The organism is Frigoribacterium faeni (genome assembly GCF_007988805.1).
In the GTDB taxonomy this organism is placed as follows: domain Bacteria; phylum Actinomycetota; class Actinomycetes; order Actinomycetales; family Microbacteriaceae; genus Frigoribacterium; species Frigoribacterium faeni.
On the sequence record NZ_BJUV01000030.1, the window covers coordinates 24,519 to 34,823 of the forward strand.

General features: G+C 74.2%; 14 protein-coding genes. 2 read left to right on the forward strand and 12 right to left on the reverse strand.

Annotated features, from left to right (window positions below):
* Positions 1–9 precede the first annotated feature (9 nt).
* Together FFA01_RS12670 and FFA01_RS12675 are read right to left on the reverse strand one after the other, a co-directional pair.
* A complete protein-coding gene (locus FFA01_RS12670; RefSeq protein ID WP_146856552.1) occupies positions 10–1,113 on the reverse strand; it encodes an alpha/beta fold hydrolase in 1,104 nt (367 codons plus the stop codon).
* 77 nt (positions 1,114–1,190) lie between these two features.
* Complete coding sequence (locus tag FFA01_RS12675) at positions 1,191–1,736, reverse strand: DUF1990 domain-containing protein (protein WP_167627377.1); 546 nt, start codon at positions 1,734–1,736, stop codon at positions 1,191–1,193.
* A gap of 48 nt (positions 1,737–1,784) precedes the next feature.
* Between FFA01_RS12675 and FFA01_RS12680 the strand changes: the two genes are divergently transcribed.
* Complete coding sequence (locus tag FFA01_RS12680) at positions 1,785–2,393, forward strand: RBBP9/YdeN family alpha/beta hydrolase (RefSeq protein WP_146856554.1); 609 nt, start codon at positions 1,785–1,787, stop codon at positions 2,391–2,393.
* 90 nt (positions 2,394–2,483) lie between these two features.
* On the opposite strand, the gene FFA01_RS12685 is transcribed toward FFA01_RS12680, so the two are convergent.
* From FFA01_RS12685 to FFA01_RS12725, 9 genes are all read right to left on the reverse strand, one after another.
* The gene (locus tag FFA01_RS12685; protein WP_146856555.1) at positions 2,484–3,770 is read right to left on the reverse strand and encodes a M18 family aminopeptidase; all 1,287 of its coding nucleotides are present in this window, start codon (positions 3,768–3,770) and stop codon (positions 2,484–2,486) included.
* Positions 3,771–3,841: 71 nt separating this feature from the next.
* Positions 3,842–4,207, reverse strand: coding sequence for a hypothetical protein (locus tag FFA01_RS12690; RefSeq protein ID WP_146856556.1), 366 nt, complete (start codon positions 4,205–4,207; stop codon positions 3,842–3,844).
* Positions 4,208–4,272: 65 nt separating this feature from the next.
* Positions 4,273–5,157, reverse strand: coding sequence for a DNA-3-methyladenine glycosylase family protein (locus tag FFA01_RS12695; protein ID WP_244289834.1), 885 nt, complete (start codon positions 5,155–5,157; stop codon positions 4,273–4,275).
* Positions 5,154–5,795 (reverse strand): DNA-3-methyladenine glycosylase I, encoded by a 642-nt coding sequence (locus tag FFA01_RS12700; protein ID WP_146856557.1) that lies wholly within the window; start codon positions 5,793–5,795, stop codon positions 5,154–5,156. Before FFA01_RS12700 ends, FFA01_RS12695 begins: the two co-directional genes overlap by 4 nt.
* Positions 5,792–6,418, reverse strand: a complete 627-nt coding sequence (locus FFA01_RS12705; RefSeq protein ID WP_146856558.1) for a methylated-DNA--[protein]-cysteine S-methyltransferase — start codon at positions 6,416–6,418, stop codon at positions 5,792–5,794. The genes FFA01_RS12700 and FFA01_RS12705 overlap by 4 nt, the downstream gene beginning before the upstream one ends.
* Positions 6,415–6,963 carry an RNA polymerase sigma factor gene (locus FFA01_RS12710; RefSeq protein WP_146856559.1) on the reverse strand — a complete coding sequence of 183 codons (549 nt, stop codon included), beginning with the start codon at positions 6,961–6,963 and terminating at the stop codon, positions 6,415–6,417. The genes FFA01_RS12705 and FFA01_RS12710 overlap by 4 nt, the downstream gene beginning before the upstream one ends.
* Position 6,964: 1 nt before the next feature.
* On the reverse strand, positions 6,965–7,558 hold the full coding sequence (locus FFA01_RS12715) for a methylated-DNA--[protein]-cysteine S-methyltransferase (RefSeq protein ID WP_371859213.1): 594 nt from the start codon (positions 7,556–7,558) through the stop codon (positions 6,965–6,967).
* A 286-nt stretch (positions 7,559–7,844) separates the two neighbouring features.
* A complete protein-coding gene (locus FFA01_RS12720) occupies positions 7,845–8,123 on the reverse strand; it encodes an acylphosphatase (protein ID WP_146856560.1) in 279 nt (92 codons plus the stop codon).
* Positions 8,124–8,181: 58 nt separating this feature from the next.
* Complete coding sequence (locus FFA01_RS12725) at positions 8,182–9,168, reverse strand: aldo/keto reductase (RefSeq protein WP_146856561.1); 987 nt, start codon at positions 9,166–9,168, stop codon at positions 8,182–8,184.
* Between the two features lie 122 nt (positions 9,169–9,290).
* Here FFA01_RS12725 and FFA01_RS12730 point away from each other — a divergent pair, with 122 nt between their 5' ends.
* Positions 9,291–9,743, forward strand: coding sequence for a VOC family protein (locus FFA01_RS12730; protein WP_146856562.1), 453 nt, complete (start codon positions 9,291–9,293; stop codon positions 9,741–9,743).
* Between the two features lie 70 nt (positions 9,744–9,813).
* Here FFA01_RS12730 and FFA01_RS12735 read toward each other — a convergent pair.
* Positions 9,814–10,305, reverse strand: a 492-nt coding sequence (locus tag FFA01_RS12735) for a peptidase associated/transthyretin-like domain-containing protein (RefSeq protein WP_208720922.1), incomplete at its 5' end; no start/stop codon positions are given.

Genomic DNA, 10,305 nt, shown 5'->3' on the forward strand with positions numbered 1-10,305 from the left:
CCCCTCGGCTCAGAGGCGGGCGTCGGTGGGTTCGATGTGAGGCCCGTCGTCGGGCTCGTCGCCGGCGGCCGCCTTCTCGGCCTGCCGACGGTCGAACGCGGCCTGCATCGACTCGGCGTGATCCGTCTTCGCCTTCGCCAGGGCGGCGTCGTCGCCCCGCAGCGTCGCGACGGTCGAGCGCAGGCGGGCGCCGACGGCGGTGACGAAGTCGGCGGCGCTCGGACTGAAGTCGTCGCTCTCGTCGCCGTCGCTCGCGTGCTCGTAGTGGTGCAGCTCGGCGCCCTCGTCGGACGCGATGGGCTGCTGAGCGTGTTCGACGCAGAGCTTCGCGACCTCCTCGGCGTGCGCGTGCATCACCGAGTGGGCGGCCCCGGGCATCTCCCACAGGCGCGACGCGGGGAGGAGCTCGCCGACCCGGCGCACCCAGTCGCGGGGCGCCACGGCGTCGTGCTCGCCGCGGATCACCAGGGTGTCGGCGGTGATCCGAGGGAGGTGGTCCTCGATCGGGTAGGTCATCATCTTCGGCAGGATGCGCGAGAACCAGCGCACTCCGCAGAGCACGTAGGCGCTCAGGGCCAGGAACTTCACCCGACCGGGCTCGTGCCAGGCGGCCTGGGCGAAGCGCCACGCCTGGGTGAGCACGTGGCGCTCGGCGGGGTTGATCACGGGGCCGATCAGGACGACCGTCGAGAGGTCGCGTCGGCGGGCGGCGAGGTCGGCGACGATCTGGGTGCCCATGGAGTGACCCACCACGATCGGGTCGGTCAGGCCGAGCCCGTCGATGGCCGCACCGACCAGGTCGGCGTACTCGCGGATGGTCAGGGCGTGGCCCGGGTGCGGCACCCCGGCGAAGCCGGGGAGGTCGAGGGCGTGCACGGGGCCGAACTCGTTGAGGTTCGGCGCGAGCCGCTCGAAGTAGTCGGACGAGACGCCGATGCCGGGCACGAGCACGAACGGACGTTCGCCCGTCTCGCCGATCGTGTTCACCCGGACGTAGAGGTCGCCGCTCTCGATGCGGCGGACGGTGACGTTCGTGTCGACGTCCGAGGCGCGGGCGGCGTCGCGTGCCGCCGCACGGCGGGCGGAACCGGCGTGGCGACGTCGAGGACTCATCGGGCCAGTGTGCCACGGCGCGCTCGGGGCACGGTGCCGGTGCCCGCCGCCCGCGGTCGCTCGGGCGACGCCCGGCCCTAGGCCAGACGCGCCACGTCGTCGAGGGCGTGGAGGTTCCGACGCAGGATCAGCGCCAGGGCGACGCCCGAGAGCGGCCCGGTGGCGCGCATCCACCGGGCGGCGGGACGCCACACGACCCGGATGTCGAGCGTGACGCGGCCGTCGGCGTGGTGACGCACCCGGTAGCTCTCCCAGCCGCGCTGCGGGTGCCCGACGAGGGCGGCGTGGCCGAAGCCGATCTCGTCGGGAGACCGGACGACGGCGAACACCCGGCAGGCGACCGGCGGATGCAGCGGGCCGAGGGTCACGCCCCAGACGCTCGTCGCGCCGACGGTGACCCGATCGGGCACGTCGAGCGGCACGAAACCCGATCCGCGGTGCACCCGCCACCGCAGCACGGCCTCGCCCGCGGCCTCGAAGGCGGCCGGCCCGTGGCCGATCGTCCGGCTGCGCGTGGTGACGTGGAATCCCTCGGGCGGCGGTCCGTCGAGCGCGGGCTCGCCGTCGAAGTCGTACGAGTCGCCGAAACGGTCGAGGTGCGGCCGGGGCGGGTGTGACGTCATGGGTCGACCCTGCCACGTCGTCGGCCCTCGACAGGGCAGGATCGGGGCATGACCGCCGCGAAAGCCCCCGCACCGACGTCGTTCCTGCTGCTGCACGGCTGGCAGAACCACCGACCGGCGGGCCATTGGCAGCACTGGCTGGCGGGCGAGCTCGAGGCGGTCGGACACCGGGTCCGCTACCCGCAGCTGCCCGACGCCGACGAACCCACGCCGGCCGCGTGGGAGGCGGCCGTGCGCGACGAGCTGGACGCGCTGTCCGACGACGGACCGGTCACCGTGCTCTGCCACAGCCTGAGCTGCCTGGTCTGGCTGCGTCTGCAGGCCGGCGATGCGCCTCCTCGGGTCGACCGGGTCGCGTTGGTCGCGCCTCCGTCCCCCGAGCTGATCGCGGGCCAGCCGATCCGCGCCTTCGTCGCGGGCGACCTGTTCGACGGCCGGCTGCTCGCGCCGGGCGGAGCGCGCGAGGCGGTCGTCGTGGCCGGCGACGACGACGAGTGGCTGCCCCTCGGCCCGGTCGACACCTGGGAGGCGCGGGTCGACGCCCCGGTCGTCGTCATCCCCCGGGGCGGTCACCTCAACCCGGACTCGGGCTACGGGGCGTGGCCCGCGGCGCTGGCCTGGGCGCTCGGGGCGTCCGCCGCCGACGCCTTCGGCTGACGGGTCCTCGACGGCGGACGGCGGGTCCGCGTCACCCGGGGCGGGTCAGCGTCGACCCGCCCCGGGTGACTCGCGCCCGCCCCGGGGCGCCTACGCGGCGGGCGCCAGGAACGCCGCGGCCGCGCGCGACAGGTAGCCGGGGTCGTCGGCGCCGCACAGCTCGCGGGCCGAGTGCATGCCGAGCAGCGGGATGCCGACGTCGATCGTGCGGATTCCGAGGCGGGTGGCCGTGATGGGCCCGATGGTCGAGCCGCAGGGCACGGAGTTGTTCGACACGAACTCCTGGAACGGCACGCCGGCCTGTCCGCACGCGCGCGACCACTCGGTCGCGCCGAGCCCGTCGGTCGCGTACCGCTGGTTGGCGTTGATCTTCAGCAGGGGCCCCTTGTTCACGACCGGCTGGTTCACGGGGTCGTGGCGCTCGGGGTAGTTCGGGTGCACCGCGTGCCCGGCGTCCGCGCTCAGGCACCACGACGCGGCCAGGGCCCGACGGTGGTCGGTCGGCGAGGCGCCGAGTCCGGCGGAGACCCGGGCGAGGACGTCCTCGAGCATGGGGCCGGCCGCCCCGGAGGGCGTGGCCGAGCCGACCTCCTCATGGTCGAACGCGGCGAAGACGGCGACGTGGTCGAGCTCGACGCCCGAGGTCGCCGTCTCGATCAGCGCGACGAGGCCGGCGTGGGTCGACGAGAGGTTGTCCATCCGGCCGGCGGCGAACAGCTCGCCGTCCAGCCCCAGGACGGCAGGAGGCGCGGTGTCGGCCACGACCACGTCGTACCCGGTCACGTCGGCTCCCGTCAGCCCGGCCAGCCCGGCGAGGTGGCCCAGCACGTCGGCGTCCTCGAGAGGGCCCGCACCGACGACCGGGTTCAGGTGCCGCTGCGGGTCGAGCGTGAGGCCCTCGGCGTTGACGCCGCGGTCGAGGTGGACCGCGAGCTGGGGGAACCGAAGCAGCGGACCGGTTCGGACCAGGTGCGTGTCGCCGCTGCGCGTGACGAGACGTCCCGCGAACTCGAGGTCGCGGTCGAGCCACGAGTTGAACAGGGGCCCGCCGTAGACCTCGACTCCGGCTTGGAGCCAGCCGCGGGTCCCGGTGGTGGGCTTCGGCTTGAGTTTGAACCCGGGGGAGTCCGTGTGCGCGCCGACCACCCGGAACGGCGTCGTCGCCGTCGCCGTGGCCGGCTCGATCCAGGCGATGACGGCGCCGTCGCGCACGATGTAGCGGCGCCCCGGGCCGGTGGGCCATTCCGCGGTCTCGTCGAGGGCCGTGAAGCCCGCGTCGTCGAGCCGACGGGCGGCCTCGGCCGCCGCGTGGAACGAGGAGGGCGAGGCCTGGATGAAGCGGGCGAAGTCGTCGAGGTGGGGGCGCGTGTCAGTCATCCCCACCAGCATGCACCACCCGGCCCCGGCCGTCGTCGAGTCGTGACGGCTCGACGCACCCGGCGGGACGGTCAGCGGCCGCCGCTGCCGCCGCGGTTCGCGCCGATGTCGCCCCGGTGGGCGCCGTCGTCGGGATCGGCGCTGCCGCCGGTCTCCTCGTCGGCCGTCAGGGCGGCGTCCTGCTCGCCCGAGCGCCCGCTCGGGCTGACGGCGACGTAGTCCTCCTCGCCGGACTGGGTCCCGCCGAGCGCCTGCGTGACGTCGCCGTCGGGCGTGGCCTCGTCACCCGACGCGTCAGCGCCCTGCGTGTCGGTCCGGGCAGGCGACCCGGTCGTCGCGCCGTCCGCGTCCCGGGTGTCGCGGTACGTCGCGACGGCGGCGGCCTCGACGGCCGCCCGGTCGTCGTCCTGGTCGTGGGTGTCGGGCTGTGCGCTCATGCGGGGTCCTCTCGTGCGGGTCCCCGTCGACGGTAGGCGCTCCCTCGTCGATCCGCCCCGCGCGGTCAGGGAGCCGTGGGCAGGACCGCCGCCCAGAGGTGGAACAGGGCGTACGCGCGCCACGGGGACCAGCCGGCCCCCGCCTCCTCGGCCTGCCTCGTGGTCAGCCCGCCGAGCACCCGACGCAGCACGAGGTCTCCCGCCGGCCAGGAGTCCCGGTCTCCGAGCGCGCGGACCGCGAGGTACTCGACCGTCCACGGGCCGATGCCGGGCACCGCGAGCAGCCGGCGTCGGGCGTCGACCCGGTCGACGTCGGGTGCGATCACGAGCCCGTCGGCGACGGCCTCGGCGAGGGCGTGGACGGTCCGGGCGCGGCTGTTGGTGACGCCGACGGCGGCGCGGAGCTCGTCGACGTCGGCCGCGGCGAGGACCTCCGCACGGGGGAACCGGGTCAGGCCGGTCCCCTCGACCGGGCGGCCGTACGCCGCGACGAGACGCCCGGTGAAGGTGCGGGCCGCGGCGAGCGAGACCTGCTGCCCGAGCACGGTCATCACCGCCGTCTCGAACCCGTCGGGGTTGCCCGTCACGCGGATGCCCGGGCGGGCCGCCACGAGCGGCCCGAGCGTGTCGTCGTCGGCGAACGCGCTCTCGATCACCGTCGGATCGGCGTCGAGGTCGAGCCAGCGGCGCACGACTCCGACGATCCCCTCGAGGTCGGCGCCGGTCGCCGGATCCGCCGCCGTCACGTCGACCGTCACGGCCTCGCTCCGCAAGGTGAGATCGAGACGGAAGGAGGCGCGCCCGGCTCCGTCGCCCAGCTCGAGCAGTCGCGCGTGCGTCCCTGCTCGGACGTCCGTGACCTCGGCCCCCGGGATGCTGTGCGCGGCCAGGAGCCCCAGCGCGTGCAGGTGGTCGTACGCGCCGACCGGCTCCAGCACCAGTCGCGTCACGAGGGGGCGCCGCCGTCGGTCGCGGGCGTCGCCGACCCGACGGTCGGTGCGGGCCACACACCGGACGACCCGCGCCGGTGGCTGTCGACCAGGTGCGTGTCGATCAGCCCGGCCGCCTCCATCAGCGCGTGCATCGTGGTCGGCCCCACGAAGGTGAAGCCCCTCGCCTTGAGCGCCTTCGACAGCGCGACCGACTCGGGCGAGGTCGTCGGCACCTCGGCCATCGTGCGGGGCGCGGGCGTCTCGGCGGGCTGGAACGACCAGACGAAGTCGACGAGCCCGCCGTCCGCCCGCAGGTCGAGCGTCGCCTGCGCGTTGCGGATCGTCGCGTCGACCTTGAGCCGGTTGCGGACGATCCCCGCGTCGGCCAGGAGACGCGCCCGGTCGTCGTCGTCGAAACGGGCCACGATCTCGGGGTCGAAGTCGGCGAAGGCGACGCGGAACGCCGGACGCTTCCGCAGGATCGTCGCCCACGAGAGCCCCGACTGGAACGCCTCGAGGCTCAGTCGCTCGAAGAGACCGTGCTCGTCGCGCACGGGCATGCCCCACTCGGTGTCGTAGTAGTCGCGCATCAACGGGTCGGTCGCCGCCCACGCGGGACGCGCCGACCCGTCGTCGCCGACGACGACGTCGCTCACCGGTGCGCCTCGAGGTCGATCAGGATCTGCTTGGCCGCCATCCCCCCACGGTAGTGACCGGCGGACCCGTCGCTGCGCACCACCCGGTGGCAGGGCACGACGACCGGCAGCGGGTTGGTCGCGCAGGCCGTGCCGACCGCCCGCACCGCCCGCGGACTGCCCGAGGCCAGGGCCACCGCCGCGTAGCTCGCCGTCGACCCGTAGCCGATGTCGCGCAGGTGCTCCAGCACCGTCCGCTGGAAACCGCGCGACAGGCGCCGGTCGAGCGGCAGGTCGAACCGGCGGCGCTCGCCGCGGAAGTACTCGTCGAGCTCTCGCGCCACGGGGTCGAGCCGCGACGGCGCCTCCACGATGCGGGGGCTGACCGTCGAGGCCAGGCGATCGAGCACCGCGTCGTGGCCCTCGATCTCGAAGGCCACCCGCAGCACGCCCACATCGGTCGCGCAGACGAGCAGCCGCCCGACGGGGGAGTCGAGGGTGCGGTAGGCGACGTCGACCGCACCGGCGTCGAGGGCGGCGTCGGCGAAGTGGGCGTGCAAGGCCGCGAGGCGGTCGTCGGCCGGGTCGAGGCCGGCGAGAAGGTCGCGCGGATCGGCCGACGCGTCGGCGGGTGAGACGGTCATCGGGCGCCCTTCGGCTCGGGGGAGGAGGAGCGGGTGGCGGCACGGAGGGACGAGCCGCTCGGTCGCGGCGCCGCCGGTTCCGCGAGCAGTCGCCGCAGCGCCGCGACCCCGTCGGCGGACGCACGACGGGCCGCGTCCGAGCTGATGCCGGTCACCTCGGCGACCTCGCGGTGCGTCAGGCCCACCAGGTGGTGGTAGACCACGGCACGCCGCTGCCCCGGCGGCAGGCTGCGCAACGCCCCGTCGAGCTCGTCGGCCCGGGCGATCGCCTCGTCGTGAGGAGGCGCGGGGACGGGTTCGGGCACCGTCTCGACCGGACGGGGGCGACGATCTCGAGCCCGCAGCACGTCGATCGCCTTGCGATGCGCGATGGTCACCAGCCACGCCTCGAGGTTCGTCGACGCGGGGAGCGACGGGTAGGCGACGAGGGCCGCCACGAAGGTCTCGCTCCACGCGTCGTCGGTGTCGTGCTCGTCGAGGACGGCCCGGCAGACCCGCCACACCGTGCGCCCGTGCCGGGCGACGACGCGCTCGAAGGGCTCCACCTCAGAACAGCCGTCCGGTCTCGGGACCCGAGGGCTGCTCGGCCTCGAGGCCGAGCAGGAACCTCTTGCGTTCGAGCCCGCCCGCGTAGCCGACGAGGGACCCGCCGGCGCCCACCACGCGATGGCAGGGCACGACGATGCTGAGCGGGTTCAGGCCGTTGGCCGCGCCGACGGCGCGGGCGAGTCGGACGTCGCCGAGCGCGCCCGCGAGCCGTCCGTAGGAGCGGGTCTCGCCGTAGGGGATCTCGCGGAGCAGGGCCCACACCCGGAGACGGAAGTCGTTGCCGACCGGGGCGAGCGGCAGATCGAACGCACGGCGCTCGCCGGCGAAGTACTCGCCCAGCTGCTGCTCGACCGCTGCGAAGTCGGTGGCGCCGACGCCGGAGCGCGACCGCGAGCCGAAGCCCGTCGGATCGGGGAGGTGCCGGTGCTCGGTGAAGTAGACGCCGGTGAGACCGCCGTCGGACCCGACCAGCGTGAGGTCTCCGACGGGGGTCGGGACGACCGTGTGGACCATCACCGCCGACGCCGACGCCGACGCCGACGCCGACGTCGACGCCGGCGTCGTCGTCTGTTCGTCCTGCTCGATCGTCACGGTCGGCTCCTCACACTCGGCGATGCTACTCACCCCGTAGACGTCCGCCGGGGCCCGGATGTGAGGTCGGGATCCCCGAAGCCGCCGGAGCCGCCGGGGGAGGTGTCCGGCGACGGATCCGTCGGCGCACCCCGGACATGCAGCCGTCGCCCTCCTCGGGCGTGTAGACCTGGACTCGTGCCCGGAGACGGTCACCCGAGAACGCCCGGTCCGGGACACTCCACACTGTCGGGTGTGTGTGAGCGCCCGGGCCGGGTCTCACGCTCCCTCGGCGCCGAGCCCCGGTCTAGTGCAGCGTGGTGAACGAGCTCTCGCCGACCGGCGGCACGTCCGAGACGTCGACCGATTCGACGACGGCGCTGCCCGGGCCCTCGTGCAGCCACTCGATCAACAGCGCCACCCGGTCGGGGCGCCCCTCCGCCTCGACCTCGACGGCGCCGTCCGGCCGGTTGCGGACGAAGCCCGCCACGCCGAGCCGATCGGCCTCGCCCTCGGTCGAGAACCGGAACCCCACACCCTGCACGGCGCCGCGCACGAGCGCCCGCCGTCTGATCACGTCGTCCATCGCTCGACCGTACCCGTGCCTCCTCGGCTCCGGGCCGGCCGAGCGACAGGCTCGGGGCCTACCGGTCGACGGTGGACATGTCGGCGTAGCGCGCACCACGGGGTGCGGCCACGTCGTCGAGCTGGTGCAGCTGGTCCTCGTCGAGGACGACCTCGTCGGCGGCGACGTTCTCGTCGAGGTACGCGCGGCGCTTGGTGCCGGGGATCGGCACGATGCCCTCGCCCTTGGCGAGCAGCCAGGCGAGCGCCACCTGTCCGGGCTTGGCGCCGACGGCGCGTGCGACCTCGTCGACCTGCTGCACGATGCGGACGTTGGCCTCGAGGTTGTCGCCCGAGAACCGCGGCGAGAAGCGACGGAAGTCGTCCTCGTCGAGCTCGTCGACCGAGCGGATCGTGCCCGTCAGGAAGCCCCGTCCGAGCGGCGAGTACGGCACGAAGCCGATGCCGAGCTCGCGGGTCAGCGGCAGGATCTCGACCTCGGGGTCGCGGCTCCACAGCGACCACTCGGTCTGCAGCGCGGTGATCGGATGGGTGGCGTGGGCCCGGCGGATGGTCTCGGGGGCGGCCTCGGACAGCCCGAGGAAGCGCACCTTGCCGGCCGTGACCAGCTCTCCCATCGCGCCGACGGTCTCCTCGATCGGCACCTGCGGGTCGACCCGGTGCTGGTAGTAGAGGTCGATGTGGTCGATGCCGAGACGCTGCAGCGACCCGTCGACGGACTTCCGCACGTAGTCGGGCCGGCCGTCGACCGCGCGCTCGGCGCGGGCCTCGGGGTCGGTCACGTTGCCGAACTTGGTGGCGACGACGGCCTGGTCGCGGCGTCCCTTGAGCGCCCGTCCGAGCAGCTGCTCGTTGGTGTGCGGGCCGTACATGTCGGCCGTGTCGAGCAGGGTCACGCCGACGTCGAGCGCGCGGTGGATGACGCGCACCGACTCGTCGTCGTCCGTGCTGTTGCCGGTGTAGAAGGCGGACATGCCCATGAGGCCGAGGCCGATGCGTCCGACGTCGAGTCCGCCGTCGACCTGGCCGAGTGTGGTGTTCTTCATGGTGTCGAGACAACTCCTCCCGACCGGGCGGCCGCACATCTTGACCGGCGACCGAGGTGGGGCCATCCTGGCCCCACGACCGGCGGCACCGGGCCGTCGGCGGTACCGGAACCAGGTGCGCCATGCCCACGATGATCTTCGTCAACGTCGCCGTCGACGACCTCGCCACCTCGAAGGCCTTCTACGAGGCTCTGGGCTGGTCGATCAACCCGCATTTCACCGACGACAACGCGGCCTGCGTCGTCATCAGCGACACCATCCACCTCATGGTCCTCGTCAAGCCGTTCTTCCAGCAGTTCACGAGCAAGTCGATCGTCGACGCGACCGTCAGCAACGAGATGCAGCTGAGCCTCAGCGCCGACAGCAAGGAGGAGGTCGACGCGATGCTGGCCAAGGCGCTCGCCGCCGGCGGGACGGCGTCGGGCTCGCAGGACTTCGGCTTCATGTACAGCAAGTCGTTCGACGACCCCGACGGTCACCACTGGGACGTCATGTGGATGGACCCCGTGGCCGCGGCGGGCGGTGGACCCCAGCTCACCGAGGAGGAGCTGCGGGCCGGCATCTCCACGACCTGAGCCGAGGAGGCGCGGTGCCGGTCGTGCCGACACCGCGCCTCCTGCGGTCACTCCCGTCCCGCTGCGCGGGTCACTCCCGCTCCTCGACGGCGGCCCGGCGGCGGCGGACGGCGGCACCGGCCGTCAGCACGAGACCGAGGGCGACCAGGCCGGCGGCGACGCCGATCGGCGCGCCCGTGTCGGAACCCGTGAAGGCGAGACCCGTCCCCGGGCCGCCGACGGAGGGGCCGCCGATCGGGTCGTCGGGCGTCGGGACGACGCCGCGCACCAGGATGAGCGAGCCGAGCGACACGTCGTCCGCGCCGGTCGTGAACACGGCCACCGAGTAGCCGTCGACGAACAGGCGGTAGTCCGTGTCCGGGGCGAGGCCGTCGACGACGAACGCGCCGGACGCGTCCGTCGTCGACGCGGCGACGACGTCGGCGGACTCGACCGGGAGCACCTCGACGGGGGCGTCCGTCACCGGGGCGCCGAGAATGTCGGACACCGTTCCGTCGACCGAGACCGTCGCGGGGACGGGCGTGGGCGTCGGCTCAGGCGTGGGCGTGGGCGTCGGCTCGGG